Source organism: Azospirillum mesophilum (assembly GCF_053470405.2).
On the sequence record NZ_JBPXMQ020000052.1, the window covers coordinates 1 to 26100 of the forward strand.

Here is a 26100-nt window from a genome sequence, read left to right on the forward strand (position 1 = left end):
CTCCGCCATGCGCACCCCCCTCACCCGGCGCTTCGCGCCACCCTCTCCCCAGAGGGGAGAGGGCTGGCCCCCTCACCCCGACCCTCTCCCCGCTTTCGGCGGACCAAAGGTCCGCCTGTCGCGTCAGCGCAAACTTCGTTTGCGCGTGAGCGGAGGGGAGAGGGAGAAAGGAATGAGCCCGCGCCATCACATCGCCTCCAGCAGGGCCTTATCCAGCCCGAAATAGGCGGCCTTCGGCAGGAAATGCGGGCGGATGCCGGCGGATTTGAACTCTCCGTACAGGCGCCCGTCCGGGCGCTCGCCCTTGAAGTCGAAGGTGAAGAGGTCCTGCATGGTGATCACGTCGCCTTCCATGCCCACCACCTCGGAAATGGCGGTCACGCGGCGCACGCCGTCGCGCATGCGGCTGATCTGCACGATGATGTCCAGCGCCGACGCGATCTGCGTGCGCACCGCCTTGGACGGCATGTTCAGCCCGGCCATGCCGAACATGTTCTCCAGCCGGGTCAGCGCCTCGCGCGGGCGGTTGGCGTGGATGGTGCCGAGCGAGCCGTCGTGGCCGGTGTTCATGGCCTGGAGCATGTCCACCGCCTCCGACCCGCGCACCTCGCCCAGGATGATGCGGTCGGGGCGCATGCGCAGCGCGTTCTTCACCAGATCGCGCATGGTGATCTCGCCGTGGCCTTCCAGGTTGGGCGGGCGGGTTTCCAGCCGGACGACGTGCGGCTGCTGCAGCTGAAGCTCCGCCGCGTCCTCGATGGTCACGATGCGCTCGGTGTGGTCGATCATCTGCGACATGGCATTCAGCAGCGTCGTCTTGCCGGACCCCGTGCCGCCGGAAATCAGGATGTTCAGCCGGCAGCGCGCGGCGATCTTCAGCACCGTGCACATGGCGACGGAGATGTTCTCCGTCCGCGCCATGACGTCCAGCGTGATCTTCTTCTTGGAAAACTTACGAATCGAGATGCTGGGGCCGTCGATGGCCAGCGGCGGAATGATGATGTTGACGCGGCTTCCGTCGGCCAGACGCGCGTCGCAGAGCGGAGAGCTTTCGTCGATGCGCCGCCCGACCGCCGTGACAATGCGCGTCGCGATGGCCAGGACGTGGGCGTTGTCGCGGAACTGGACGTCCGTCGGCTCCAGCTTGCCCCGGCGCTCCACATAGACCTGCTTGGGGCCGTTCACCATGATGTCGGTGACCGCCTCGTCGGCCAGCAACGGTTCCAGCGGCCCCAGCCCCAGCATGTCGTCGAGCATCCGCTCCACCAGCTCCTGCCGTTCGGCGAGGTTGAGCTGGAGCTTCTGCTCCACCAGCAGGTCGTGCACGATGTCGCCGACGTCGCGGGTCAGCTCCATGCGGCTGAGCGTGGCGGCGGCCGAGGTGTCGATGCGCGCCAGCAGCAAGGGCTGGATCCGCTCCTTCGCCTGATCCACGGTCGGGCGGTGGGTGGTGGCGGCGCGCGGCGGCGGCTCCGGCGCCTTGGGCTCCTCCGGCGGTGGCGGTTCGGGCTGCGGGGGTGCCGGCGGCGGAAAGGAAGACGCCGTGAAGGACGGAACGCCGGCCGCCTTCAGGATCGCGGAGATGGAGGGCGGCTCCGGCGCCGGTTCGGGAACCGGCTCGGGAACCGGCGGCGGTTCCGGCGCAACGGGAGGAACGGGCTCCGGAGGGGGCGCGGAGGCAACCGGCGCAGGCTCCGGGAACATCCCCGGCCGCAGCGGCAGCGGCACCACCACCGGACGGACGGCGGCCAGCACTTCGCTGCTGTCCACCGGGCGCATGCCCAGCACGCCGTTGATCAGCAGCGTCACCAGATCGCGCTGGTCGAGCAGGTTCAGTTCCCGCCGGTCGCGCGCCAACAGATCCAGCAGGATCGTCTTGACCTCGCGCGCCACGTCGCCGCGCGGCATCCGCGCCGCCTGCGCGGGGTCGAGCCGCCGGGCGAGGTCCGGCAGATAGCGGTCGCGCAGGTCGGTCAGCCCCTTGTCCGGCTCTCCCGACGCCCGCCCGCGCGGCGGTTCCTCTCCGCTGCCGCGCCCAAACATCACACCTTACCCTTTTTGAACCAGGACATGGGGTCGAAGCTCTTGCGGGCGGGCGGCTGCGCGTCGGCCATGACCATCGCCAGCGCGCGCATCGCCTTCACCGACGCCGCCTGCGGCGCCATGCCGGCCACGGCCTTGCCCTGGTTGGCGGCGGTCGCCATCACCTTGTCGTCCTGCGGGATCACCTGCGCGATGGTGCCCTGGATGCCGCGTTCGAAGGTCGCGCGGTCCACCTGCGGCGAGCGCGGGCCGCCGGCCACCACATGGCAGGCCGGGCCGCCCAGCACCTTGATGGAGGACATCAGCCGCACCGTGTCGCGGATGCCGGCCAGCGAGAAGTCGGACACCAGAATGACCTGATCGGCGGAGCCCAGCACCGGGCGATGCACCGGCAGCAGGTGGCGCGGCAGGTCCACCACCACCACCTGGAAGCCGCTGCGCAGCTCCTCCAGCAGCGCGCTCAGCGCCGTCGGGCCGAAGGACACCCCGTCCTCCAGCGGCTCTTCCGCGCCCATCACGGACAGCCAGTCGCTTTCGTTCACCAGCGAGCTTTTGACGAGCAGGCTGTCCAGCCGGTTCGGCGTCTCCAGCGCCTCGCGCAGGCCGCGCCCCGGCTCCAGGTCCAGCGCCAGCGTGTCGGTGCCGAATTGCAGGTCGAGGTCGAGCAGCGCGGTCTTCAGCTTCAGCTCGTGCCCGATCAGCCAGGCGGTGTTGACCGCCACCGTGCTGGCGCCCAAGCCACCGCGCACCCCCGCCACCACGATCAGGCGGGCGGGCGTGACCTCCGGTGCCGGGGCGCGCTTGGGCGTCTGCTTGGCAGAGCGGATGATCTGGTGCAGCGCCTCCGGCGTCAGCGGCTTGACGAGGTAGTCGGCCGCCCCCGCCGCCATCAGGTCGCGGTACAGATCGATGTCGTTCGGCGTGCCCAGCCCGACCACGCGGCTGTCCGCCCCGCCCATGGAGGCCAGCCGCGCCATGGTCACCACCGGGTTGGCCGTGCCGTCCAGATCGACCAGCAGGATACCCGGCAGCGGCACCGTCCCGGTGAAGAGGTCGAGCGCGTCGCCCGCCCCGCCCCGCTGCACGGTCGCGGCGGCCCAGCCCAGCTCGCCCGCCACCGCCCGCGCCACCTGAAAGGACGCGTCGTCAGAAATGTAGGCGAGGAACAGCTCCCCCGCCGACGACTCGGCCGAGCCTTTGAACAGAGGAACGACGCCGGACATCACTGCCCCCCTGCGCCGCCGGCCGGCATCGCGCCGCCCGTCGCGGGGGCGGCGGCCGGGGCGATGCTGCTCGCCGCCTCGCGTTGCAGCGGCTTCTCCTGGCCCAGGCGGTAGCGCCGGGTCGCGGCGGCTCCGCGCTGCCCGTCCGACGGCCCCGCGTCGCGCCCGACCACGAGATCCCGCGGCTCCGCCACCATGACGCCGAGGTTGTGCGCGGTGGAACAGCCGATGTTCAGGTCGGAATTGTGCCACGCCCCGACAAGCGGACTGCCCGGCGGCAGCGACGCGGCGGCGCAGTCCGGCGGCACGACAGCCAGGCGCTGGGCGTTGCCGTCCACCGGAGCGACCGTGACCGCCCAATCGCGCGTCTCCAGCGGGTACTGCGCGCAGGCGGCAAGGGTCAGGAACACCCCCATGAGAAGCGTCCGAGGAAGCAGCCCCTTGCCGTCATCCCCGCGAAGGCGGGGATCCAGGGCATCCCGACGAGCGCCCGAGTGGCCCTGGATCCCCGCCTTCGCGGGGATGACGAAAGAGAGCAATGAAGCGCGCATGACGGACCTCATTCGACGGCGAAGCCGGCCGGGCCGGTCAGGCTGAGGCGGGCGGGGGGACGGGCGCCGGGGCCGGCGGAGGTCAGGCGGCCGCGCAGCAGGCGGTCGGCCAGCGTCGTGGGCGAGATGGTGTCCGTCGGCGCCGCGATCTGGCCGGGGTTGGCCGCCGGGCGCACCAGATAGGGCGTCACGATGATGACCAGCTCCGTCTCGTTGCGCTTGAAGCTGGTGGAGCGGAACAGGGTGCCCAGCACTGGCACGTCGCCCAGGAAGGGGAACTTGTCGATCGCCTCGTCGATGTTGTTCTGGAGCAGGCCGGCGATGGCGAAGCTCTGGCCGCTGCCAAGCTCGATGGTCGTCTCGGCCCGGCGCGTGGTCAGGCCGGGCACGCGGAAGCCGATGTTCGACCCGGCCGACACGGTCAGGCCGCCGACGTCGGTCAGCTGGCTGACCTCCGGCCGGACGCGCATGCTGATGCGGTCGGTGCCGACCAGCGTCGGCGTGAAGGACAGGGAGACGCCGAACTGCTTGTACTCGATGCCGGTCCGGCCGTTGTCGCCGGGCACGGGGATGGGAAACTCGCCGCCGGCCAGGAAGCTGGCCGTCTCGCCGGACAGGGCGACGAGGTTCGGCTCGGCCAGGATGGTCACCAGCCCGTCGCGGGCCAGCGCGTCGATCAGCCCGTTGACGTCGTAGTTCTTGCCGCTGGCCCCGCCGTAGAGGGTCATCTTCTCCGCCGGGCGGATCAGCGTGCCGTTGTTGAAGGTGATGTCGGTCAGGCCGGAGCCGAGCAGGAACCGGAAGCCGCCGACCTTCAGCATGTTCTCCCAGTTGATGCCGAACTCTTCCCGCACCTCGCGGCTGACCTCCGAAACGCGCACGCGCAGCATCACCTGGGTGGCGCCGGTGATGGACAGGCGGTTGACCACCTCGCCCTTGTCGGGATCGATGAATCGGCGGGCGATGGCGCGGGCGTCTTCCGCCTCCGTCTGGCTCGCCACCTCGCCGCTCAGCACCACGGCGCCCTCGGCCGACGAGACGGAGATGGCGCGGTTCGGCAGTCGCTGGCGCAGCGCGCGTTCCAGGCCGCTCAGGTTCTGGGTGATGACGACCTTGCGGTTCAGCAGAACCTGTTCCTTGTCGTTCACCGCGATCAGCGAGGTCTCGCCCGACTTCTTGCCGAACAGATAGACCAGCGTCGGCGACATCACCTGCAAATCGGCGACGTCCGGGTTGGCGATGAACACCGACGAGGCCGGCTGCGGCAAGCGCAGCATCTCGCCCTTGTCCTGCTCGATCTGGAGGACGCCGGGTCCCTGGGCGGAGATGGCGGTCGGGGCGGTTGGCCGGCCTTGGGCAGGCGGGCTCTGCGGAACAAGCTTCTGGGTGGCGGCCTGCGCCGCGCCCGTGGCGGTCCAGCCCAGGGCAAGAAGAACGAGGCAGGACAGGATGCGGCGGGTCATGACGGTTCGGCCTGAGGCGCTAGCGCTGCGGGAAAGAGACCTCCGCGGATTCTCGCCCACGGACGACCTGGACCTTTACTACAGCACGAGCATTTTCGCTTTGGTTAACCTCGGGCCGGGCGTCCGGCTTCGGCTCGGCCTTCGGTTGAGCTCCGAACGCGCGGCTGAGGTCGCTGTCCCAGGTGATGGTGTGGGTCGCGATGGTGTGGGCCGCGAGCGCCGGCCCGTCGGTCGCGTCGGTCAGGGTGGTCGCCAGCGCCTCGGCCGCCGCCATCTCCACCGTGTTCGCGTCGGGATTGCCCAGGCTGCGCAAGGACAGCGAGAGATGGCCGAGTTCCTGGGCCAGCGCCACGGCCTCCGCCTGACGGGGAGCGACCTCCAGCGTGGCGATCTGCGACAGCTTCGCCTCGCCCTTCTGGTCGCTGGTGCGCTGGTCCATGGCCAGCACGCGGACGTCCGACAGGACCGTCTCGCTGGCCCGGCGGTCGCCGGTGCCGTCGCCGTTCTCCGGCCCCTTGATGCGCTGTGTCAAAATCAGGTCAACGCGGTCGCCCGGGAAGACGAAGCCGCCGATGCCCGTCACCCCGTTGATGGCGACCGACACCGCCCGGTTGCCGGGGGTCAGCACGGCGGCGAGGAAGCCGCGGTCGTCGGGCTTCACCAGCCGTTCGGTGGTCACCGGCTCGCCCGCGCGCAGCCCCTGACGGACCACCGCGCCGGCGAACTCCTCCAGCTTGCGGGAGCCCTCCACCACATAGGTGCGCTCCAGCCCGTCGTCGTCCGGCCAGGAGCGCCAGCGCAGATGCGCGGGCTGCACCAGCGTGCCGGCCGGCAGATCGCTCGCCGCCACCAGGATTCGCTTCGCGGCCGGAGCGGGCGCCGCCGCCTCGGCCGGAGTCGGGGCGGGGCGGTTCTGCGACATCACCGCGCGCGTGAACTGCACGGTCGCCCCGGCGATCAGCAGAGCCAGCAGGACAAGGATGATCTTGCGGACGGACATGGCTCACCTCACACCGGAAGGGTCGCGCGCAGCAGCAGGGTCCACAGCCCGCCGGCGGCGATGGCGATTCCATAGGGCAGCCGCGCCTGGAGCGCCGAGGCCGCCGCCTCCCCCGACGGGGCCGGGGCCGCGCGTCGCGCGACGCGGCGGGCCAATAGGATGGCCGCCCCCAGCAGGCCGCCGGTCAGCGCCGTGACGAACAGCAGGTCGGCGAACAGGCCGGGGCCGGCCCACAAGGCCGCCGCGGCGAACAGCTTCACGTCACCGCCGCCCATCACGCCGGCATGAAAAAGGCCGGCCCCCACCACGAAGGCGGCGGCGCCGGCCAGAAGGTGGCCGGGTATGGACAGCCCGGCTGGGGACGTGACGGTGTAAGCCGTGAAAAGGCCGGCCAGCAGCAGACTGGCCGCGTTCGGAATGAGATAGCGGCGGGCGTCGGACACGGCCGCCCAAACGAACAAAGCCGCCGATGCGGCGAAAATCGCGTTGATGACGATCATGACGGCGCTCCCCCAGGCTGCTATCCGCGCGGACCGGGGGAAGGCGTCGGACGGCGGATTGCGGTGAAAACCGCAGGGTCTGTCCGGGCGGGAGGCCGCTGCCCTGCCCCGCCCGGACGCCGACCCAACGCGCTTTCGGCGTCTTACGCCGTCAGCGCCGAGACGACGGGATCAGCCGCCCGACGAGCTGGACGAGGAGCTGGAGGTGGTGCTCGGCGTCAGGGCGGTGGTGACCTTGCTGCCGATGCTGGTGATCTGGCTGCCGACGCCGCCGAACGCGCCGATGATGAACACGGCCACGAGCGCGCAGAGGATCGCGTATTCGATGGCGGTGGCGCCGGACTCGTTCTTAAACAGCTTGCGGATGGTGCGCATGGGACTCTCCATTGGGCCGGTTCTTGCGCTGGTCGGCGCTTTTACTTGTGAGCGACCGATCTGGCTCGTTCGCGATAAGCCCATTCAGCACCCAATTTATTAACGCGTAGTTAACACGCAACATTGGAGACAGAAAAAACTTCGCAGTCTATAGTAATGCCATTTTGGACACCTTTTTGCCCCCTTTTTGCCCGCAGATTTTCGACGGCTATTCTTTTATGTTCACCAGGATTTTGCGCGGAACACGGCGCAATTCAGCCGCATCATGCGCGCTCTTCGTTTGCAGATTGCTTCGATTTTCGAACCATTTCGATCGCAATCCGCGCGGACAGTCCGAATAACTCCAAAGAATAACCGAATATTGCACTCGCGATCATTCACTAGACGGCATTTTAGGCAAAGTCACAATTCATTCCTGGACATACTGTTAATCTCTTTTTAAAAGCTATCCGGCATATTCGCCCCACCCTCTCCTTCATATCCACTCTGGAGAACGCCGATGGTGATGGTGTACCACCCATACGAGCTCCGGCCGCACGAGGAACGCCGCTCGGGCCGGAAGGCTGTGCTGGCGCTGGTCTTCGCGCTCGGCCTGCCGATGGTCGCGGGGTTTGGATACACCATCGACACGCTGCGCGGCTACGCCGTTCAGGCGCGCCTGTCGCAGGCGGTGGACGCGGCGGCGCTGGCCGGTGGCCGCGTCATGTTCGACGACCAGCGCGACGGCCACATCCGCACCTTCTTCGCGACGGCCTTCCCCAATGGATTCCTGGGGTCGAACACCGCGCCGCTGGCGATCGACGACGACCCGCGCGCCGGCACGCTGACGGTCAGCGGACAGGCGACGGTGAAGGCGCTGTTCACCCGCCTGATGGGCGGCACCGACCTGACGGTGGAGGCGCATTCCATCGTCCGCCGCGGCAGCGCACACGGCCGCAAGGGCTCATGATACCGTCGCGCAATTTTGCTTTTCCTGGCCACCATGCCCGGCCTTGAGCCCATAGGCACTAACTTTAGCTGCTGTTTGACTGAATCCGGCCTCCACCCCTTCTTCCGTCGTCATCCCCGCGAAGGCGGGGATCCAGAAAACTCCGCGTCTCAGTGCTTGACCGGTCTGGATCCCCGCCTTCGCGGGGATGACGGGAGGGTGGTTGCCCGTGACTGGCCGCTCCTAACGGCTAAAGCTAGCGCCTACGGGCCTTGATCCGGGCATTCACGGCCGTTCCGACACGCGCCCGCTCCGGCGTGGATGCCCGTGTCAAGCACGGGCATGACGACCAGAAGAAGCAAAAGTGATGGCCTCTTCTGCAAAAAGCACAATAAGAAGCCTGAGAAGAAACGGCGGTGTCTCATAAAGACAATGCGCTGTAAGACAATGCGCCGAATCACCCCGCCGCGACCGGCGCTCCCGCAAGCATCCAGGAACGCTCCAGACTCGGCCGCCCGAAGCGGTAGCCCTGGAACAGCCGCACGCCCTCGCGGCCCAGCGCTTCCGCCTGCCCGTCATCCTCAACGCATTCCGCGACCGTGGTCAGGCCGAAGCCCTCGGCCAGCCCGACCAGCGTGCGGATGAACAGCAGCGCGTCCGGCCCGTCGCGCATCTCGCGAACGAAGGACCCGTCGATCTTCACGATGTCCACGGGCAGCGCCTTCAGGTGCCGGTAGGACAGATAGCCTGCCCCGAAATCGTCCAGCGCCGTCCGGCAGCCGAGCCCGCGCACGGCGGCCAAAAAGGCGGCGGTTTCCTCCAGATCCTCGATGGCGGCGGTCTCGGTGATCTCGACGATCAGACGCCTCGCGAGGTCCGGACGCCGGCCGAGTCGCCCCTCCAGCGCCGTCAGCCACGTCGGGTCCGCCGTGGTCGTGGCCGACAGGTTGACCGACAGTTCCACGCCCGGATGCGCCTCCAACTCCCGCAGGGCGAGATCCATCGTGTGGTGGTCGAGGCGCCGCGCCATGCCCAGCCGCTCCACCGCCGCCATGAAGGACCCGGCGGCCACCGGCGCGCCGTCCGCCCCGATCAGCCGCAGCAGGCATTCGTGGAAGGCCACCGCCCCCTCCGCGTCGACCACGGGCTGGAAGGCGAAGCGCAGCCCGTCGGACTGGAGCGCGGCGCGCACCGTCTGTCCGATCGCCAGCGCGTTGCGCAGGCCGGTCTGGTGCGGGCTGGTCGCGTGGTGCGGCCAGAAGCAGTCGCCGCCCTGGCGCTTGGCCTCCTGAAGCGCGGTTTCGGCGCGCGTCATCGTCTCGTCAACGCCGCAGGCCTCCTCCACCGATACGCCGCCGACCGACACGCCACCCACCGACACGGTGACGAGAATCGGCCCGGCCGGCGTTGCGACCGGTTCCGTCCGCACGGCGCGCAGCAGCTTTTCGGCGACCTGCGCCATGCTGTCGTCCGGGCATTGCGGCAGCACGACGCCGAAGATGTCGCCGCCGGCCCGCCCCAGCGCGTCCCCCGGGCGCAGCACCCTCCGCAGCCGGCGCGCCACCTCCCGCACGACATCGTCGGCGGCGGCGTGGCCCATGGCGCCGTTGACCAGGCCCAGCTTGTCGATGCCCACGGCGAGATAGAGAGCGCTGCGGCTCAGGCCGCCGTCCTCCGCGGGCACCGCCGCGCTCGCACCCGCCAGCGATTCGCGCAGGCGATGGCGGTTGACCAGCCCGGTCAGCGGGTCGAAATGGGCCTGGTGCTCCAGTTCCACCTCGTAGGCCTTGCGGCGGTCGATCAGGCGCAGGACACCGCGCAGGCGCACCGGCATGCCCTGCCCGTCCCGCTCCACCCGGCCGCGGTCATGCACCCAATGGATGCTGCCGTCGGCCAGCCGCAGGCGGTAGTCGCAGTCGAAGGTGCTGCCCGTGTCGATGTGCTGCGACAGCGCGGCGCGGCGGCGCGACCGATCCGTTGGCTCGATGCGGGCGCGCAGGGCGTCGCCGCTGGCAAGCTCCGTCGGGGCGCCCAGCAGCGCCGCCCCCGCGCCGGCCCAGGTGATCCCGTCGCTGGCGATGTCCCAGGCGTAGGCCACGTCGCCGGACGCGTCCAGGGCGGCCGCGATCATGGGCTGCTCGTCCCCGGAAAAAGCGTCGGTCGGTCGCGTCATGCTGTTCGCCTCTCAGCACGGATGCGCCCGGCGGCGCCGTTGGGAAGGGGGAAAGGGCCCGGACGGGCGGGCATGCACCAATCCGGAACATTATGCACACGAGCAAATAGCCGAACAACACCATCAAATTTGAGCGAATTGTTGGGCAAGCCGAAATTTCTTGAGGCGGCAATCCCCCTCCCCTGCTAACATGCAGGGTCGGAGCCGATTCAACCCGAACCCCGCCGCCATCCCGTGTCCAGCATCCCCGCCCTTTCCTCGCCGACCAGCGCGCAAGCCACCTCCGGCTTGGCGCGCATACGGCAGATGCTGGCCAGCGACGCCGCCGCCATACAGCCGGTCCGCCGCGTCCCGGGCGAGCAGGAGCGCAAGCGCTCCGCCGACGTCAAGGCGACGGAGGACGCGCTCCAGAGCAGCAAGCGGGCGGACCTGGACGAGACCGGCGGCAGCCGCACCCGGCGCTCCGGCGCGTCGCGCGGCTTTTCGCTGAACAGCGACGAGGGCGAGGGGCCGGTCACGCCGGGCCTCGTCCCCCTGACCGCCACCCCCAACGCCGGCTTCGTCGCGCAGAGCATCCACCAGGACGCCATGGGCAGCGGCCTGCACATCGAGCCCTGGCCCGCCGCCATCGAAGCCTATCAGAAAGCCGACGCCGCCCCGTACGGCGGCACTTCGGTCAACCGGGTGTCGGTGTAGGCGCGGCGCTTAGAAACCCCTCGCCCATCTCCGATGGGAGAGGGAGGGGCCCATGCGGAGCATGGGAGGGTGAGGGCAAGGTTTCCCCGAGAATCCTTCCTATGCCTCACCTGGATTCTCGAACTGACCTTGCCCTCACCCTCCCGCCGGAAGCGGGCGAGGGCACTTACCGGCAATAACCCTCAGTCATCGCCCTTGTAGATCTGCTCCTGCTGGTAGGCGGTCAGGCCGACGCGCTGGATCAGGTCGAGCTGGGTTTCCAGCCAGTCGATGTGCTCCTCGGTGTCGTCCAGGATTTCCCGGAAGATCTCGCGGCTCTGGTAATCGCGCACGGCCTCACACTCGGCGATGGCGTCCTGGAGGTTGCCGCGGTTGTGGCTTTCGATGCCGAGGTCGGCGGTGAACATCTCCGGCAAGTCCTCGCCGATCTTCAGCTTGTGCAGGTCCTGGAGGTTGGGCAGCCCTTCCAGGAACAGGATGCGCTCGATCAGCTTGTCGGCGTGCTTCATCTCGCCGATGGACTCTTCGTAGACCTTGTGGGCGATCCGCTTCAGGCCCCAGTTCTTCAGCATGCGGGCGTGCAGGTAGTACTGGTTGATCGCCGTCAGCTCATTCGTGAGAATCGTGTTGAGATGACGGATGACCGTCGGATCACCTTTCATAGTCCCCTCCGTGTTGAACCGCCACGCAAGGTGCGCCGCGGCCCCGTTCTTCCTGATGCTCGAACGGAAGTGTACGCATCATCGACCGATCGGCAAACCACTTTGGCCGGGTGTTATCCCGTTCGTCAGAGTCCCCCGTCCTTACCGTCCCCGCTCTTCCCGGACGGCGCCGGCCAGCCGCTGCAGCCCTTCGTGACCGGGCATCGCCTCGACCGGCGCGGTCAGGCGGCGGCGCCAGTTGGGGTGCTGGTCCACGGTGCCGGGCAGGTTCGGCTGCTCCTCCTCGCCCAGCGCGTCCTCGACCTGCACCATGGCGATCCGGCCGGGCGAGCGGGCGAGATAGCGGTGCACCGCCTCCATCAGCTCCCGCGAGAAGGGCTGGGAGCCCTCGTCGGTCGGGTAGCTGGCGGGCTTCAGCCCCTGCGCCGACAGCGCCTGCAACAGGCGCCAGCGGTCCACGCCGCGGTCCCAGGCGTCCTTGTCGCGCGAGGCCTGATCCGGGTAGAGGTCGAGCCGCTGGCGCCACTCCAGGTCCCGGTTCGTCCAGAAGCCCTTGAAGGTGGCGAGGTCGTGGGTGGTCACCGTCACCATCGCGTCCACCGGATAGTCCTGCGGCGCCTTGAAGCCGCCGTCGCCGCTGCGCTCGAAATACAGCACGCGGTAGCTCAGGATGCCGGCGCGCTCCATCGCCGGGCGGAAGCCCTCCGGCACGGTGCCCAGATCCTCGCCGATGACGATGCAGCGGTTGCGGCGGCTCTCCAGCGCGATGATGCGCAGCAGGTCGTGCATCGGGTACTGGACGTAGGCGCCGTCGCTTCCGTCCTCCGGGATCCAGAACAGGTGCTTCAGGGCCATGACGTGGTCGATGCGCAGCGCGCCGGCGTGGCGCATGTTGGCGCGCAGCATGGCGATGAAGGTCCGGTAGGCCGATTCGTGCAGCCCCACCGGCGACAGCGGGGACAAGCCCCAGTTCTGGCCCTTCAGGTTGAACTGGTCGGGCGGCGCGCCGACGTTGGCGCCCTGCACCAGGATGCCCGAATCGGCCCAGGCCGCCGCCCCGCCGGGATGCGCCGCCACCGCGAGGTCGCGGTAGAAGCCGAGCGCCAGCCCCGCCTTGCGCGCCCGCTCCGCCGCCTCGCCCAGTTGGCGGTCGGCCTCCCATTGCAGATACTCGAAGAAGGCCACGCGGTCGGCGTGTTCCGCCGCGAAAGCCTGGACCTCCGGGCTGTCCGGGTCATGGAAGGCCGGCGGCCAGTTGCGCCACATCCACAGATTCGGATCCTGGCGGAAGAAGTGCTCGTGCAGCGCCTCGAAGATGGCGTGGCGGCGCAGCGGCTCGCCCATCTCGGCCCGGAAATGCTCGAAGGACTGCCGGCGCGGCTCGCCCTCCCCCAGCGTCCGGAAGGCGGCGTGCAGCGCTTCCAGCACCGGCAGCTTCAGCGCCGACACGGCGGCGTAGTCCACCAGATCGGCCGCGCGGGCGGCGGCGAGGCGGTTGCGGAACTCCTCCGCCCCGATCAGCGCCTGCGCCTCCGTCGAACCGGCCAGCTCCGGCACCCGCTCCACGTCGATGTAGAGGATGTTCAGGAAGGTCCGGCTGCTCGGCGAATAGGGGCCGATGTGATTGGGGTCGGCCGGGAACAGCGCGTGCAGCGGGTTCAGCCCGACCAGCCCGGCGCCCAACCCCGCCGCCGTCTCCGCGAAGCGGCCGAGGTCGTCGAAGTCGCCGATGCCCCAATCGTCGCCGCTCTTCAGCGCGTAGAGTTGCAGGCCGATGCCCCAGGTCCGGCCACCGGGCACCACATCCTCCACCGTCAGGCAGCGCTCCGGCGCCACGATCAGGGTGGTGCCGCCCTCCAGCGCGCCGCCGACGCCGCGCGGGCGGATCTCCACCGACAGGCTGTGATAGCCGAGCGGCAGCGGCGGCAGGCGCGTGGACACGGTCCGCCGCTCGAAGGCCACGCCGTCCACGGTGGCGCGCTCGGCCAGAGGCAGGTTGCCGACGGTCAGCTTGGCGCGGTGGCTGAGCCCGCCCTCCTCCGTCAGGGTCCAGAACAGATCCGCGTCCTCCAGCCCGGTCGGGACGGCCAGCGTCAGGGACAGCGGCGCCCCCTCGTCCAGGATGACCACCGGCGGCAGCATGCGGCGCCACGTCCGTTCGTCCACCGCGCGCAGGCTGGCCTCCACCTCCGCGTCGTTGCCGGCGGGCAGGCCCATGGCGGCGACCAGAGCCCGCTTCGTCGCGTCGGATGTCTCCCGCCGGTTGCCCCAGATGTCATGGTAGAAGGGCTCGATGCCGACCAAGTCGGCAAGCCGGTCGAGAGCGCTCATGCACGGTCCCCGCGGGTTCGGTCGAGTGATGGCGGGCGGATGAATGCCCGCCGCGAACATCGCGCGTCGGCACTCTCCCGTCCAGCCCCGAACATTCGAATTTTCGCATTCGCCGGCAAGGCGATAACCCGCAAGTCCGAGGCACGGGTGACAACACGCCGCAAGCCCGGATGATCCGGCGCCCTGGAACTCCTCGGGGTTATCGTTTAACGGTAAACTATATCCGTTGGAGAGAGGTCCACCATGAAGAGACGCGCGTTCCTCCGTCTGGCCGGGGGCGGAATCGTCGTTGCCGCCGCCGGCTGGTCCGCGAGCGGCCTGTTCGACGCGGTGCCGCCCCCTGCGACGGCGGCCTGGGCGCCCTCCTCCGCCGAGCCGGATGTGCGCGTCTGGGCGCTGTCCCACGCGCTGCTGGCGCCGAATCCGCACAATCTCCAGCCCTGGATGGCCGACCTGGGCACCCCCGGCGCGATCCTCCTGACCCTCGATCCGGAGCGGCGGCTGCCGGCGACCGATCCCTTCGGACGGCAAATCCTGATGGGCGCGGGCGCCTTTCTGGAGCTACTGACCATCGCCGCCGCCGAGCGCGGCCACCGCGCCGACATCGCGCTGTTCCCCGATGGGGAGCCCGGCGCGCGGCCGGACGACAAGCCCTTCGCCCGCGTCCGCCTCGCGCACGATCCCGCCGTGCCGCGCAGCCCGCTGTTCGCCAGCATCCCCGCGCGCCGGACGGAACGCGGCCCCTACGATCCCCACCGCCCGGCGACCTCCTCCGAGGCGCAAACCCTGGCCGACTCGCTGGCCGGCCTCCCGGTGACCTTCGGCGTCGCCAGCGGCACCGCCCCTTCCACGGCGGATTTGGCCCGCCTGAACGGCATCCGCAGCATCGTCCGCGACGCCTGGAGGGTCGAGATGACCACGGAGCGGACCTTCATGGAATCCCTGCGCCTCATGCGCATCGGCGCCGCCGAGATCGACCGGCACCGCGACGGGATCAGCATCGCCGACCCAATGCTGGTGGCGGCGGCGAAGGTCGGGCTGTTCGACCGCGAGACCTACCCCGGTGCGTCCTCAATGACCATCGAATCGCAGATCAAGCGCTTCGACGCCCTGACGGACTCGACGCCCTCCTACCTGTGGATCGTCACCGACGGCAACAGCCGGCCCGCGCAGATCGACGCCGGCCGCGCCTACGCCCGCCTGAGTCTGGCCGGAACCGGCCTCGGCCTCGCCATGCACCCCAACGAGCAGGCCTTGCAGGAATACCCGGAGATGGCCGACAACCACCGCGCCATCCACCACCGGCTGGACGCGCCCCATCCCGCCCGCAAGGTTCAGATGCTGGCCCGGCTGGGCCGCCTGCCCGAAGGCACCGCGCCGTCGCCCCCCGCACCCCGGCGCGGGCTGGCCGCTCACCTGAAAGGATGATCCGGCATGGAGCTGTTCCGCATCTTCACCGAAATCGCGATCATCGACCAGCTGATGCAGAACGAGGCCGAACGGCTGCTCGCCCCCGACCTCAACATGTCGCAGTTCGCCGTTCTGAAACACCTCGTGCGGAACGGCGACGGCGTGCCGCTGGTCAGCATCGCCCAGGCCATGCAGGTGACCAAGGGCGCCATGACCAACACCATCGGGCGGCTGGCGGAAAAAGGTCTGGTCGCGGTGGAGCCCGATCCCCTCGACAAGCGCGGCAAGCGGGTTGTCCTGACCGCGACGGGGCTGGACGCCCACCGCCGCGCCCTCACACTGCTGGGTGACCGGTTCGATCCGATAAAGGCCGCGATCCCCTCCCCCACCCTGACGCAGGCCCGCGAAACCCTCACTACCATCCGGTGTTGGCTCGACGCGAACCGCTGAGGCCGGCGGCCAGATCGCCCCAAGCGGCATCCCTGGCACTGTCGGCAGGCCCATGCGCGTGATATCTTTGATTCGCGATTCAACGATGACGGCGACAGAGAGGCGGCATCCATGGGTTCGATGACCATCCGCGACATCCCGGACGAGGTCATCCGGCGCCTGGAAGAACGCGCCACGTCCACCGGCCAGTCCTGTGAGGCGGAGGCGCGGAAAATCCTCGCGGACAGTCTCACCCCTGAGCAGGAATGGGCCGCGTTCGAAGCGGCGGTCGGCCTGTTGCGCGAAGGTTTCGCCGGACGCCGCTTCAACAACAGCGTCGATGACCTTTCGGACATCCGCGCCGACCGCTACGGCCGTCCCGAAGGGCAACCGGAGTGATGCTCGTCGTCGATGCATCTGTAGCCGTCAAATGGGTGCTGGACGAAGATCCCGCCGCGGAGACCGCCGCCGCCCGGTCCATCATTGGACGCCACGCGGTTGCCGCTCCAAGCCTGTTCGACTTCGAACTGGCAAGCATACTGTGGTCGAAGCGGCGGCGCGGTTTTCTGACCGATGCGGAGGTTGCCCCGATCGCTCTGGCGCTTCAGGCAGCACCGATCCGGCGGATCAACGATGAGGGCCTTTGGTTGCGCGCTTTGTCGCTGGCCGACAGCGTCGGGCATCCACCCTACGATTGTGCTTACGTCGCTGCTGCTCTGGTCGCCGGAGCCGTGGGCGTTGTGACAGCCGACCAGCGTTTCGCCCGCGCCTTCGAGTCGTGGCGGGCTCCTCATGCGCCGGATCGCCCCTTCGTGGTGTCGGTGCTTCAAATGGACCGGCTGTTTCACAGCCGCTGACGCTTACCCCGCCGCGGCTTCCCTTGGCGCTTCCGCTTGCGGAGCTTCCGCCGCGGCGACGGCGGCGCGGGCGGCTTCGGCCTTGGCTTGGGCCATCTGCTCCAGCCGCGCGCGGTAGCCGGCGACGGCCGTGGCGACCTCACCGGTCATGGCGTCCAGGGGGCGGCTGCGGTCGACGCCCTGCATCAGTTCGCGGGCCAGCTCGCGGGCGCGTTCCAGCTCTTCCGGAGCGACGGAGCCCGACTCGGCCTGGGTGCGCAAGCGTTCCACCAGCATCTTCAGCGACTTGGCGGCCCCCGCCACCGGGTCCGGCTCGCCGCTGTCGTCCAGGCGGCGCAGCAGGTCGTCCAGGAAGGCCGGCACGCGGGCCAGATGCTCCACGGCCATGCGCTCCGCCGGGCTGGCGGACAGGCCGGGGACGGCGAACTCCACCAGGAAGGAGACCTGGATCGTGGTGCGCAGCAGCTTCTGTTCGTTGACGAAGCTGTTCGCCTCGGCCATCAGCTGGCGGGCGTTGATGTGCGCCCAGCGGTTGGTGGCCTTCAGGCGCAACGTGTTCGGCGCGTCCAGCAGGGGCACCTGCGTCCCGTCGCGCGGCGACTTGCGGCGGTCGGGGCCGGTGTAGTCGGCGGTGACGACGAACTTCTTGCGCGCCTCGATCAGGGTGGTCAGCCGGTCCAGCACCTGCTTGGGCGACACGGGCTTGACCAGCAGGTCGTCGGCCCCCGTGTTGGTCACCCGCGTCAGCAGCAGCGGGGTCGGCGTCCAGGTGGTGGCGACGATGCAGGCGTAGGCGTTGCGCGAGTCCGGATCGTTGCGCAGCGTGCGGATCAGGCGCAGCGCCTCCCCGTCCTCGCCGTCGGTGTCCAGCAGGATCAGGTCGGGGCTCGCCCCCGCGATGGCTCCGGCGGCGTCGCGGACCGAGCTGTAGGTCTCCACCCGCTTCAGCCCCAGGCGCGACAGCACCTCGCGCAGGACGCGCAGCGTGTTGTGCTGGGTGTCGATGATCGCGGCATCGACCAGGGAAAAGTCGTAGTCGGGCATCGTCGGATCCGGAGGATCTGGGGGGAGCTGGCGAACCGGCGGCAACCTTAGCACATGCGGAAGGCGGTTCCAGATGACTCCGATCAACGTGCGCGGGATTCGACCTGCACGAAGACCAGCGCCGTGCGCCCGTCCACCGGGATCGGCCGCCCGGCAAGCTGCATGCGCTCGTCCCCCGCCCCGTCCGGCACGCGGGTGTCCAGCACGCAGCGCCAGCCGCGCGCGTCCGGCACCTCCGGCAGGGTGACGCTGACCGTTTCCGTGTGGGCGTTCAGCACGATCAGCAGCACGCCGTCGTCCTGCGGCTGGCCGTCCGCCCCGGTGTAGGTCCCGGCGTGGCCGTTCAGCAGCAGCACGATGCAGCGCGCGTGCGTGTTGCGCCAGTGCTCGGCCGTCTTCTCGACGCCGTGCGGGGTATACCAGACGATGTCCTTCAGCCCGTCGGCCGAGGTCTCCCGCCCGTGCAGGAAGACCGGCCGGCGCAGCACCGGATGCGCCTTGCGCAGCGCGATCAGCCGCTTGACGAAGGCCAGCATGTCGCGCCCGTCGCCGTGCCGCTCCTTCGATTGCAGATGGGTCCAGTCCAACCACGAGATCTCGTTGTCCTGGCAGTAGGCGTTGTTGTTGCCCTTCTGCGTGTGGCCGATCTCGTCGCCGGCCAGCATCATGGGCGTGCCCTGCGACAGGAACAGGGTGGCCAGCAGGTTGCGCCGCTGCTGGGCGCGCGCCGCCCGGATGGCGGGGTCGTGCGTCTCCCCCTCCGCCCCGTGGTTCCAGGAATGATTGGCGGAGTGGCCGTCGCGGTTCTCCTCCCCGTTGGCCCAGTTGTGCTTGTCGTTGTAGGCGACGAGGTCGTACAGCGTGAAGCCGTCGTGCGCCGTGACGAAGTTCACCGACGACCAGGCGCGCCGCCCCCGCTTCTCGAACAGGTCGGAGGAGCCGGCGATGCGCCCCGCCAGTTCCGGCAGCATGCCCTCGTCGCCACGCCAGTAGCGGCGCACCGTGTCGCGGTAGCGGTCGTTCCACTCCGCCCAGCCCGGCGGGAAGTTGCCGACCTGATAGCCGCCGGGGCCGACGTCCCACGGCTCCGCGATCAGCTTCACCTCGGCCAGCACCGGGTCCTGCCGCACGGCGTCCAGGAAGCCCGAACCGGGGTCGAACCCGTAGGGCTCCCGCGCCAGCACGGTGGCGAGGTCGAACCGGAACCCGTCCACATGCATCTCCGTCACCCAATAGCGCAGACTGTCCATGACCATCTGCAGGACGCGCGGGTGGCTGAGGTTGAGCGTGTTCCCGGTTCCGGTGTCGTTGATGTAGAAGCGCGGGTTGTCGGGCAGCAGCCGGTAGTAGCTGAGGTTGTCGATGCCCTTGAAGGACAGCGTGGGGCCGAGGTGGTTGCCCTCGCCCGTGTGGTTGTAGACCACGTCCAGGATGACCTCGATCCCCGCCTCGTGCAGGCGGGCGACCATGGTCTTGAACTCCGACAGCACGCCGGTGGTCATGTAGCGCGGCTCGGGCGCGAAGAAGCCGATGGTGTTGTAGCCCCAGTAGTTGCGCAGCCCCTTCGCCACCAGATGCCGTTCGTCGGCGTAGGCCTGCACCGGCAGGAACTCCACCGACGTGATGCCCAGCGCCTTCAGATAGTCGATCACCGCGTGGGTGGACATGCCCGCGAAGGTGCCGCGCAGGGGAAGCGGCACCTCCGGATGGCGCATGGTGAAGCCGCCGACGTGCGTCTCGTAGACGATCGTGTCCGACCAGGGCACCGGCGGGTGCCGGTCGTGCCCCCAGGTGAAGGCGCGGTCCACCACCCGGCATTTCGGCATGCCGCGCGCGTTGTCGCGCCGGTCGAAGGACAGATCCTCGCGCGTCGAGCCGACCCGGTAGCCGTAATGGGCGTCCGACCACTTGAACGGCCCGAACAGCGCCTTGGCGTAGGGGTCGAGCAGCAGCTTGCTCGGGTTGAACCGGTGCCCCGCCGCCGGATCGTACGGCCCATGGACACGGTAGCCGTACAGCATTCCCGGCCGCGCGTCAGGCAGGTACCCGTGCCAGACCTCGTCCGTGTGCTCCGGCAGGACGATGCGCTCGACCTCCCGCTGGCCGGTCTGGTCGAACAGGCACAGTTCCACCTTCTCGGCGTGCGCGGAGAACAGGGCGAAGTTGACGCCGAACCCATCCCAGTTCGCCCCCAGCGGATAGGGCTTGCCGGGCCAGACGGCCGTGCGCGTGGCGGTGGCGATGGACATCAGGGGACGCTCCCCACGGGCACGCTCATCGGAAGGGATGGCGGAAGGACGGATCGACATGGCAAAACGGCATAGCCGAAACAGCTGGCCGCAGGGTGCAATAAAGGAGAGGTAAGACGGGAACGTCAAGGGCCGCAACAGGCGTGACGTTGGGTTTCGCTTTGCTTAACCCAACCTACGAACGCACGAGGATGGACAGCCCCGTAGGTTGGGTTGAGCGGCGCGAAACCCAACATCATCCGCACCGTCCGAGCTTCTCCTACCCCCGCCGCTCCAGCACCACCGTCCCCAGCGGGGGGAGCGTCACGTTCAGCGAGTGCGGGCGGCCGTGCCACGCGATGTCCTCCGTCGCGACGCCGCCGGGGTTGCCCACGCCGCTGCCGCCGTATTCCGCCGCGTCGGTGTTCACCACCTCCTCATACCGCCCCGGCAGCGAGACGCCCACCCGATAGCCGTGCCGCGGGATCGGGGTGAAGTTGCAGACCACGACGACGTGGTGCTCCGGATCGTCCTTTTCCTTGCGCAGGAAGGCGAGGACGGAGTTGTCGCTGTCGTTGGCCTCGATCCATTCGAAACCGGCGGGGTCGCAGTCGGTCTGGTGCAGCGGCTTCAAATCCCGGTACATGCGGTTCAGGTCGCGCACGAGGTCGTGCAGGCCCTTGTGCAGCGGCTCCTCCAGCAGGTGCCAGTCCAGGCTGCGGGCCTCGCTCCACTCGCGCCACTGGCCGAACTCGCCGCCCATGAACAGCAGCTTCTTGCCGGGGTGGGCGAACATGAAGCCGTAATAGGCGCGCAGGTTGGCGAACTTCTGCCAGTCGTCGCCCGGCATCTTGTTGATGAGCGAGCCCTTGCCGTGCACCACCTCGTCGTGGCTCAGCGGCAGGACGAAGTTTTCGGAGAACTGGTAGATCAGACCAAAGGTCAGCTGGTGGTGATGATAACGGCGATGGATGGGATCCTTCGCCATATACTCCAGCGTGTCGTGCATCCAGCCCATGTTCCACTTGTAGCCGAAGCCCAGCCCGCCGAGATACACGGGCCGCGACACCGCCGGCCAGGCCGTGGATTCCTCCGCCACCGTCATGATGCCCTGGTGGTGGCCGTAGGTCAGCTCGTTCATGCGCTTCAGGAAGGCGATGGACTCCAGGTTCTCCCGCCCGCCGAACTGGTTGGGGATCCATTCCCCGGCCTTGCGGCTGTAGTCCAGGTAGAGCATGGAGGCCACGGCATCGACGCGCAGCCCGTCCAGCCGGTACTGGTCCAGCCAGAACAGCGCGTTGCCCAGCAGGAAGTTCTGCACCTCCGTCCGGCCGAAATTATAGATCAGCGTGTTCCAGTCCTGGTGATAGCCCTGGCGCGGGTCGGAATGCTCGTAGAGATGCGTGCCGTCGAACCAGCCCAGCCCGTGCGGGTCGGTCGGGAAATGCCCCGGCACCCAGTCCAGCAGCAGGCCGATGCCCGCCGCGTGGCAGGCGTCCACGAAATACTTGAAGTCCTCCGGCGTGCCATGGCGGCTGGTCGGGGCGTAGAGCCCGATCGGCTGGTAGCCCCAGGAACCGTCAAAGGGATGCTCCGTGATCGGCAGCATCTCGATGTGGGTGAAGCCCAGTTCCTTGACGTAGGGAACCAGCCGGTCGGCCAGTTCCCGGTAGGTCAGGAAGCGGTCACCCTCCTCCGGCACCCGCGCCCAGGATCCCAGATGGACCTCGTAGATCGAGATGGGCGCCGTCAGCTCGGCGCAGTGGGCGCGCGTGTGCTGCCACTCACGGTCCTTCCAGCCGTATTTCGGCAGGCCATGCACGACGGAGGCGGTCTGCGGCCGCATCTCCGCCTGGAAGGCGTAGGGGTCGGACTTCAGCGGCAGCAGGTCGCCGCCGGCGCCCTTGATCTCGAACTTGTAGCGCTCGCCGACCTGGGCGTGGGGCACGAAGATCTCCCACACGCCGGCCTCGACGCGCTTGCGCATCGGCAGGCGGCGGCCGTCCCAGTCGCAGAAGTCGCCGACCACGCTGACCCGCCGCGCGTTGGGCGCCCAGACGGCGAAGGCCACGCCCTGCACGCCGTCCACCTCGCGCGGGTGGGCGCCCAGCCGCTCGTAGCTCTTGAGGTGCGTGCCCTCGGCCAGCAGATGGATGTCCAGCTCGCCCAGCACCGCGCCGAAGCGGTAGGCGTCCTCGAACTCCAACGTCGCCAGCGGGTACTGCACGCGCAGCCGGTAGCGGAAGCGCTGGCGCCGGTCCGGCATGGCGGCGATGAAGAAGCCGTCGTCCTGGACCATCTCCGCCTCGGCCACCGGGTCGCCGCTGGCGCTGTCGATGACCCAGATGCGCTGGGCGCCGGGGATGAAGACGCGGACCTCCACCGGCCCGTCCGCCCCGTCCTGGTGCATGCCCAGGATCGCGAAGGGGTCGCCGTGGTCGGCGCGGACGATCGCGTCGATGCCGCCGCGCAGCGACGACGCCCTCTGTTCCGACGCGTCCTTTTCCTCGGCCCGGCTCCCCGTGCGGATGTCGTTCGGCATCGCTCGACCTTTTTCCTGCCTTTCGTCTTCGGGTGTGAACATACCGCCCCCGCGATTGTCACACCATGGGCGCTATGACTTATGCCGTCCCATCCAGCAGGCCCAGCACGCCTTTGACCGGGATGCCGATCCAGTTCGGGCGGTGGGCGGCTTCGTAGGCGATCTCGTAGAGCGCCTTTTCCATCAGGAACAGGGACAGCAGGCGCCGCTCGACCGCCTCGTCCGACGGCAGGCCCGGCCCGTCTCCCAGCGCGTCGCCCAACGCGTCGCGGTAAGCGTCCAGGAAGGCCTGGGTGCTGCGCCGTTCCCAGTCCTGCGCGGCTTCCAATGCCGCGCCGGTGCCCTCCAGCGCGCCCGGCTCGTCAATGCGCAGCAGCGCCGCCCAGGCCGCGTAGTTGAAGGAGCGCAGCATGCCCGCCACGTCGCGCAGCGGGCTCAGCTTGGCGCGGCGTTCCTCCAGCGTCTTGGCGGGCTCCCCTTCGAAGTCGATCAGGTACCAGTCGTTCTGCGCGCGCAGCACCTGCCCCAGGTGATAGTCGCCGTGGATGCGCGTCTTCAGCCCCTGCGGCGGCACGTCGGCCAGCTCCGCCAGCCGGTCCATCACCTCGTTGCGCCGGGCCAGCAGCCCTTCGGCCTGCTGCCGCACGGGCGGCGCCATCCGGTCGAGCGCGCCGGGCAGACAAGCGAAGGCGACCTCAGCCTGCCGCCGGGCGGCGTCGGCCCAGGCCTTCAGGTCGGCGGCGGTCACCGGCTCCGGATCGAAGGCCGGGTCGCCGGTCTGCCGGGCCAGCGCGCCGTGCAGCTCCGCCGTGCGCCGGCCCAGCGTCGCCATCATGGCGATGTGGATTTCGAAGGACTCGCCGTCCGCCCCCTCCTCCCTGGTCTGGGGCAGGCCCATGCGGATGTCGTCCAGGTCGCGCACCAGCGAATCGACCGTGCTGGTCCAGCCGTCGCCCTGGTTGCGGATGAAGGCCTGCACGACGACCAGCGCCGTCGGCGTGCCGTCCTCCGCCACATGCTCCACCGAGCCGAGCAGCGGCGGCGTGTTGGCATAACCGGCGACCTCCGTCAGGAAGCGGCCCATCTCCAGCTCCGGATGGGCGCCTGGGGTCAGGCGGCGGAAGACCTTCAGCACCGCCTGCGCGCCCACAAGCACGGAGCTGTTGCTCTGCTCCACGCCCAGCCGACGGACCTCCACATCCTCAGGCAGGGTCAGTTCGGCCATGCGGGCGGTCGGGGTGAAGCGCAGCACGCCGGTGGAGGCCGGCAGCTCCCGCCCCTCGCGCAGGTTCCCCAGCAGGGCGAGCGTGAAGGCGTCCGACTGCACGGCATCGAACATCGCGCCGGTGCGCGGCCCGCGCCGCACCTTGGCCAGCGTGTAGGGCAGCAACGGCCAGCCGGCGCTGCCGGCGTTCTCCTCCCAGCTCATCGCCAGCGGCAGGAAGTAGGACTGCTGCCCACGGTCGCCCAGCCGCACGTCCGTCCAGGTCAGCATGAAGCCGTCGCCCGGGCCCTCAAGGCGGGCGAACATGGGGACGTGGGCGCTCTCGATCCGGCGGTCCTTGGCGGCGAACCAGCGCTGCTGCGGCAGGTAGGCCTGCAGGATGTCGCGCGACAGTTCCTCCCGCGCGTGGCCGCTGGTCAGGCTGTGCCAGCCTTCGCGCACCACCACGGTCAGCAGGTCGGGCACCGGCTCCGGCACCGTCTCGTGCCAGGTGGGCAGTTCGGCCTCCGCGGCCAGCGCGAACCAGTAGAATCCGTAGGCCGGAATCGTCAGCAGATAGGGCAGATCGCCGATGGGCGGAAAGACGGTGCGGCCCAGCATCTCCACCGGCACGCGGGTGCGGAACTGCTTGAGGTCCAGTTCAACCGCCTGGGCGGAGCGCGACAGGTTCGCCACGCACAGGATGATCTCCTCCCCCTCCTCCGTCGTATGGCAGCGCAGGTAGGCGAGGATCTTGCGGTTGCCGGGGTAGAGCAGCCGGAAGGCGCCGCGCCCGAAGGCCTTGTGCTGCTGGCGCACCGCGATCAGCCGCTTCATCCAGTTCAGCAGCGAGGACGGGTTGCGCTGCTGCGCCTCCACATTCACCGCCTGGAAGCCGTAGATCGGGTCCTGGATCGCCGGCAGGTACAGCCGCGCCGGATCGGCGCGGGAGAAGCCGCCGTTGCGGTCGGGCGACCACTGCATGGGGGTGCGCACGCCGTCGCGGTCGCCCAGATAGATGTTGTCGCCCATGCCGATCTCGTCGCCGTAATAGACGACGGGCGTGCCGGGCATGGACATCAGCAGGCTGTTCAGCAGCTCGATCTTGCGGCGGTCGTTCTGCAACAGGGGGGCCAGCCGCCGGCGGATGCCCAGGTTGATGCGCATGCGCCGGTCGGCGGCGTAGAAGTCCCAGAGATAGTCCCGCTCCCGGTCGGTCACCATCTCCAGCGTCAGCTCGTCGTGGTTGCGCAGGAAGATGGCCCACTGGCAGGGGTCCGGGATGTCCGGGGTCTGGCGCATGATGTCGGCGATGGGGTGCCGGTCCTCCATGGCGACGGCCATGTAGATGCGCGGCATCAGCGGAAAGTGAAAGGCCATGTGGCACTCGTCCCCGCCCTTCTCCAGGTCGCCGAAATAGGGCAGCACGTCCTCCGGCCACTGGTTGGCCTCGGCCAGCAGCATGCGGTCGCTGTAGCCCTTGTCGATCTCGGCGCGGATCTGCTTCAGCACCTCGTGGGTTTCGGGCAGGTTCTCGTTGTTGGTGCCCTCGCGCTCCTTCAGGTAGGGCACGGCGTCGAGCCGCAGCCCGTCCACCCCCATGTCCAGCCAGAAGCGCATGACGTTCAGCACCTCCTGCAAGACCTTCGGGTTGTCGAAGTTCAGGTCGGGCTGGTGCGCGTAGAAGCGGTGCCAGAAATAGGCCTGCGCCTCGGAATCCCAGGTCCAGTTGGACTTTTCCGTGTCGCAGAAGATGATGCGCGTGCCCTGGTATTTCTGGTCGGTTTCGGACCAGACGTAGAAGTTGCGGTGGTTCGAGCCGGGCTTGGCCTGCCGGGCGCGCTGGAACCACGGATGCTGGTCGGAGGTGTGGTTGATGACCAGCTCGGTGATGACCCGCAGGCCGCGCTCGTGGCATTCGCGCAGGAAACGCCGGAAGTCCTGCAGGTTGCCGTAGGACGGGTTGACCGCCTTGTAGTCGGCGATGTCGTACCCGTCGTCGCGCAGCGGCGACGGATAGAAGGGCAGCAGCCACAGCGTGGTGACGCCCAGTTCCTGGATGTAGTCGAGCTTCTGCGTCAGGCCGGCGAAGTCGCCCATGCCGTCGTTGTCGGCGTCGAAATACGCCTTCACATGAAGCTGGTAGATGACCGCGTCCTTGTACCAGAACGTGTCATTCCGGTCGATCCGGCCGTTGTCCAAGCTTTTCATGCCGCCGCCGCCACTCCGAGATGTCTGTCGGGGGAACCGCCGGGGGCGGTCGAGGCCCCACGCGCAACGACATAAACCACGCAATCCGGGGGACCGTTCCGCAGCGAAGCCAAAGTGCGTTGTCCAACCCCCGATAGCGGCACCCGATGGCGGCACCACAAACGGGGATTGCGAACAAAGACGGAACGGTTTAGGATGACCGCGTCGGCCAGACGATTCGGCCGGGCTTG

20 protein-coding genes are annotated in these 26100 nt (G+C 69.0%); 6 read left to right on the top strand and 14 right to left on the bottom strand.

What is annotated here, in order from left to right:
• Positions 1 to 186 precede the first annotated feature (186 nt).
• From ACSVC7_RS28810 to ACSVC7_RS28840, 7 genes are all read right to left on the bottom strand, one after another.
• A complete protein-coding gene (locus tag ACSVC7_RS28810; RefSeq protein WP_448206885.1) occupies positions 187 to 2043 on the bottom strand; it encodes a TadA family conjugal transfer-associated ATPase in 1857 nt (618 codons plus the stop codon).
• Entirely contained in the window at positions 2043 to 3266 is a 1224-nt protein-coding gene (locus tag ACSVC7_RS28815) for a CpaE/TadZ family protein (protein ID WP_448206884.1), read from the bottom strand. The genes ACSVC7_RS28810 and ACSVC7_RS28815 overlap by 1 nt, the downstream gene beginning before the upstream one ends.
• Positions 3266 to 3682 (bottom strand): CpaD family pilus assembly lipoprotein, encoded by a 417-nt coding sequence (locus ACSVC7_RS28820; protein ID WP_483508969.1) that lies wholly within the window; start codon positions 3680 to 3682, stop codon positions 3266 to 3268. The genes ACSVC7_RS28815 and ACSVC7_RS28820 overlap by 1 nt, the downstream gene beginning before the upstream one ends.
• Positions 3683 to 3825: 143 nt before the next feature.
• Positions 3826 to 5280, bottom strand: a complete 1455-nt coding sequence (locus tag ACSVC7_RS28825) for a type II and III secretion system protein family protein (protein WP_448206882.1) — start codon at positions 5278 to 5280, stop codon at positions 3826 to 3828.
• A gap of 19 nt (positions 5281 to 5299) precedes the next feature.
• Positions 5300 to 6280, bottom strand: coding sequence for a Flp pilus assembly protein CpaB (cpaB, locus tag ACSVC7_RS28830; RefSeq protein WP_448206881.1), 981 nt, complete (start codon positions 6278 to 6280; stop codon positions 5300 to 5302).
• An 8-nt stretch (positions 6281 to 6288) separates the two neighbouring features.
• The gene (locus ACSVC7_RS28835) at positions 6289 to 6780 is read right to left on the bottom strand and encodes an A24 family peptidase (protein WP_448206880.1); all 492 of its coding nucleotides are present in this window, start codon (positions 6778 to 6780) and stop codon (positions 6289 to 6291) included.
• A 171-nt stretch (positions 6781 to 6951) separates the two neighbouring features.
• A complete protein-coding gene (locus tag ACSVC7_RS28840) occupies positions 6952 to 7155 on the bottom strand; it encodes a Flp family type IVb pilin (protein ID WP_448206879.1) in 204 nt (67 codons plus the stop codon).
• A gap of 499 nt (positions 7156 to 7654) precedes the next feature.
• Between ACSVC7_RS28840 and ACSVC7_RS28845 the strand changes: the two genes are divergently transcribed.
• Positions 7655 to 8104, top strand: coding sequence for a TadE/TadG family type IV pilus assembly protein (locus ACSVC7_RS28845; RefSeq protein ID WP_448206878.1), 450 nt, complete (start codon positions 7655 to 7657; stop codon positions 8102 to 8104).
• 436 nt (positions 8105 to 8540) lie between these two features.
• On the opposite strand, the gene ACSVC7_RS28850 is transcribed toward ACSVC7_RS28845, so the two are convergent.
• Positions 8541 to 10256: an EAL domain-containing protein gene (locus ACSVC7_RS28850; protein ID WP_448206877.1), complete on the bottom strand. Its 1716-nt coding sequence runs from the start codon at positions 10254 to 10256 to the stop codon at positions 8541 to 8543.
• Positions 10257 to 10490: 234 nt separating this feature from the next.
• Here ACSVC7_RS28850 and ACSVC7_RS28855 point away from each other — a divergent pair, with 234 nt between their 5' ends.
• Positions 10491 to 10952 carry a hypothetical protein gene (locus ACSVC7_RS28855; RefSeq protein ID WP_483508973.1) on the top strand — a complete coding sequence of 154 codons (462 nt, stop codon included), beginning with the start codon at positions 10491 to 10493 and terminating at the stop codon, positions 10950 to 10952.
• A 182-nt stretch (positions 10953 to 11134) separates the two neighbouring features.
• Here the strand turns inward: ACSVC7_RS28855 and bfr are convergent, their stop codons facing one another.
• Together bfr and malQ are read right to left on the bottom strand one after the other, a co-directional pair.
• Complete coding sequence (bfr, locus tag ACSVC7_RS28860) at positions 11135 to 11614, bottom strand: bacterioferritin (protein WP_448206875.1); 480 nt, start codon at positions 11612 to 11614, stop codon at positions 11135 to 11137.
• Positions 11615 to 11755: 141 nt separating this feature from the next.
• Positions 11756 to 13945 (bottom strand): 4-alpha-glucanotransferase, encoded by a 2190-nt coding sequence (gene malQ / locus ACSVC7_RS28865; protein ID WP_448206874.1) that lies wholly within the window; start codon positions 13943 to 13945, stop codon positions 11756 to 11758.
• A gap of 243 nt (positions 13946 to 14188) precedes the next feature.
• Here malQ and ACSVC7_RS28870 point away from each other — a divergent pair, with 243 nt between their 5' ends.
• The 4 genes from ACSVC7_RS28870 (at position 14189) to ACSVC7_RS28885 (ending at position 16641) form a co-directional block, all read left to right on the top strand.
• Positions 14189 to 15373: an Acg family FMN-binding oxidoreductase gene (locus ACSVC7_RS28870; RefSeq protein WP_448206873.1), complete on the top strand. Its 1185-nt coding sequence runs from the start codon at positions 14189 to 14191 to the stop codon at positions 15371 to 15373.
• Between the two features lie 6 nt (positions 15374 to 15379).
• Positions 15380 to 15805 carry a MarR family winged helix-turn-helix transcriptional regulator gene (locus ACSVC7_RS28875; RefSeq protein ID WP_448206872.1) on the top strand — a complete coding sequence of 142 codons (426 nt, stop codon included), beginning with the start codon at positions 15380 to 15382 and terminating at the stop codon, positions 15803 to 15805.
• 120 nt (positions 15806 to 15925) lie between these two features.
• Complete coding sequence (locus ACSVC7_RS28880) at positions 15926 to 16183, top strand: FitA-like ribbon-helix-helix domain-containing protein (RefSeq protein ID WP_448206871.1); 258 nt, start codon at positions 15926 to 15928, stop codon at positions 16181 to 16183.
• The gene (locus tag ACSVC7_RS28885) at positions 16183 to 16641 is read left to right on the top strand and encodes a type II toxin-antitoxin system VapC family toxin (RefSeq protein ID WP_448206870.1); all 459 of its coding nucleotides are present in this window, start codon (positions 16183 to 16185) and stop codon (positions 16639 to 16641) included. Before ACSVC7_RS28880 ends, ACSVC7_RS28885 begins: the two co-directional genes overlap by 1 nt.
• 3 nt (positions 16642 to 16644) lie before the next feature.
• Here ACSVC7_RS28885 and ACSVC7_RS28890 read toward each other — a convergent pair whose 3' ends face one another.
• The 4 genes from ACSVC7_RS28890 to treS all read right to left on the bottom strand — a co-directional run bounded on the left by ACSVC7_RS28890 (position 16645) and on the right by treS (position 25870).
• Positions 16645 to 17685, bottom strand: a complete 1041-nt coding sequence (locus ACSVC7_RS28890) for a response regulator (protein ID WP_448206869.1) — start codon at positions 17683 to 17685, stop codon at positions 16645 to 16647.
• Between the two features lie 83 nt (positions 17686 to 17768).
• Positions 17769 to 19934 (bottom strand): glycogen debranching protein GlgX, encoded by a 2166-nt coding sequence (gene glgX, locus ACSVC7_RS28895; RefSeq protein ID WP_448206868.1) that lies wholly within the window; start codon positions 19932 to 19934, stop codon positions 17769 to 17771.
• 259 nt (positions 19935 to 20193) lie between these two features.
• On the bottom strand, positions 20194 to 22455 hold the full coding sequence (gene glgB, locus ACSVC7_RS28900; RefSeq protein ID WP_448206867.1) for a 1,4-alpha-glucan branching protein GlgB: 2262 nt from the start codon (positions 22453 to 22455) through the stop codon (positions 20194 to 20196).
• A 79-nt stretch (positions 22456 to 22534) separates the two neighbouring features.
• Entirely contained in the window at positions 22535 to 25870 is a 3336-nt protein-coding gene (gene treS, locus ACSVC7_RS28905) for a maltose alpha-D-glucosyltransferase (RefSeq protein ID WP_448206866.1), read from the bottom strand.
• Positions 25871 to 26100: the final 230 nt, after the last annotated feature.

Excerpts from the sequence above, each read along its gene's own strand:
- ACSVC7_RS28810 (WP_448206885.1), bottom strand. The coding sequence starts at position 2,043 with ATGTTTGGGCGCGGCAGCGGAGAGGAACCGCCGCGCGGGCGGGCGTCG.
- ACSVC7_RS28815 (WP_448206884.1), bottom strand. The coding sequence starts at position 3,266 with ATGTCCGGCGTCGTTCCTCTGTTCAAAGGCTCGGCCGAGTCGTCGGCG.
- ACSVC7_RS28820 (WP_483508969.1), bottom strand. The coding sequence starts at position 3,682 with ATGGGGGTGTTCCTGACCCTTGCCGCCTGCGCGCAGTACCCGCTGGAG.
- ACSVC7_RS28825 (WP_448206882.1), bottom strand. The coding sequence starts at position 5,280 with ATGACCCGCCGCATCCTGTCCTGCCTCGTTCTTCTTGCCCTGGGCTGG.
- cpaB (WP_448206881.1), bottom strand. The coding sequence starts at position 6,280 with ATGTCCGTCCGCAAGATCATCCTTGTCCTGCTGGCTCTGCTGATCGCC.
- ACSVC7_RS28835 (WP_448206880.1), bottom strand. The coding sequence starts at position 6,780 with ATGATCGTCATCAACGCGATTTTCGCCGCATCGGCGGCTTTGTTCGTT.
- ACSVC7_RS28840 (WP_448206879.1), bottom strand. The coding sequence starts at position 7,155 with ATGCGCACCATCCGCAAGCTGTTTAAGAACGAGTCCGGCGCCACCGCC.
- ACSVC7_RS28845 (WP_448206878.1), top strand. The coding sequence starts at position 7,655 with ATGGTGATGGTGTACCACCCATACGAGCTCCGGCCGCACGAGGAACGC.
- ACSVC7_RS28850 (WP_448206877.1), bottom strand. The coding sequence starts at position 10,256 with ATGACGCGACCGACCGACGCTTTTTCCGGGGACGAGCAGCCCATGATC.
- bfr (WP_448206875.1), bottom strand. The coding sequence starts at position 11,614 with ATGAAAGGTGATCCGACGGTCATCCGTCATCTCAACACGATTCTCACG.
- malQ (WP_448206874.1), bottom strand. The coding sequence starts at position 13,945 with ATGAGCGCTCTCGACCGGCTTGCCGACTTGGTCGGCATCGAGCCCTTC.
- ACSVC7_RS28870 (WP_448206873.1), top strand. The coding sequence starts at position 14,189 with ATGAAGAGACGCGCGTTCCTCCGTCTGGCCGGGGGCGGAATCGTCGTT.
- ACSVC7_RS28875 (WP_448206872.1), top strand. The coding sequence starts at position 15,380 with ATGGAGCTGTTCCGCATCTTCACCGAAATCGCGATCATCGACCAGCTG.
- ACSVC7_RS28880 (WP_448206871.1), top strand. The coding sequence starts at position 15,926 with ATGACCATCCGCGACATCCCGGACGAGGTCATCCGGCGCCTGGAAGAA.
- ACSVC7_RS28885 (WP_448206870.1), top strand. The coding sequence starts at position 16,183 with ATGCTCGTCGTCGATGCATCTGTAGCCGTCAAATGGGTGCTGGACGAA.
- ACSVC7_RS28890 (WP_448206869.1), bottom strand. The coding sequence starts at position 17,685 with ATGCCCGACTACGACTTTTCCCTGGTCGATGCCGCGATCATCGACACC.
- glgX (WP_448206868.1), bottom strand. The coding sequence starts at position 19,934 with ATGTCCATCGCCACCGCCACGCGCACGGCCGTCTGGCCCGGCAAGCCC.
- glgB (WP_448206867.1), bottom strand. The coding sequence starts at position 22,455 with ATGCCGAACGACATCCGCACGGGGAGCCGGGCCGAGGAAAAGGACGCG.
- treS (WP_448206866.1), bottom strand. The coding sequence starts at position 25,870 with ATGAAAAGCTTGGACAACGGCCGGATCGACCGGAATGACACGTTCTGG.